This is a genomic window from Ruminococcus sp. N15.MGS-57 (genome assembly GCF_000980385.1).
GTDB classification, from domain to species: Bacteria; Bacillota; Clostridia; order Oscillospirales; family Ruminococcaceae; genus Hominimerdicola; species Hominimerdicola aceti.
This window is the reverse complement of record NZ_LARF01000137.1, coordinates 1-626: the sequence shown is the minus strand read 5'-3', so window position 1 is coordinate 626 and position 626 is coordinate 1. Positions and strand designations below refer to the sequence as shown.

The 626-nt window shown below is 57.7% G+C and carries 1 rRNA gene; it reads right to left on the bottom strand.

The annotated features are described in order from the left end of the window. A 16S ribosomal RNA gene (locus tag WS40_RS10975) occupies positions 1–626 on the bottom strand; the annotation flags it as partial.

Genomic DNA, 626 nt, shown 5'->3' with positions numbered 1-626 from the left:
GGAGGTGTTCCAGCCGCACCTTCCGGTACGGCTACCTTGTTACGACTTAGCCCCAGTCACCAGTTTTACCCTAGGCCGATCCTCGCGGTTACGGACTTCAGGTACCCCCGGCTCCCATGGCTTGACGGGCGGTGTGTACAAGGCCCGGGAACGTATTCACCGCGCCATGGCTGATGCGCGATTACTAGCGAATCCAGCTTCACGGAGTCGGGTTGCAGACTCCGATCCGAACTGAGACGTGGTTTGGGGATTCGCTCCCTGTCGCCAGGTGGCCTCCCTTTGTCCACGCCATTGTAACACGTGTGTCGCCCCGGATGTAAGGGCCGTGCTGATTTGACGTCATCCCCGCCTTCCTCGCAGCTTACGCTGGCAGTCCCACCAGAGTCCTCAGCATCACCTGTTAGTAACTAGTGGCAAGGGTTGCGCTCGTTATGGCACTTAAGCCGACACCTCACGGCACGAGCTGACGACAACCATGCAGCACCTCGCAAACGGCTATTGCTAGAAAAGGTGTTTCCACCTCGGTCCGAATGCGTTCAAACCCGGGTAAGGTTCCTCGCGTATCATCGAATTAAACCACATGTTCCTCCGCTTGTGCGGGCCCCCGTCAATTCCTTTGAGTTTCA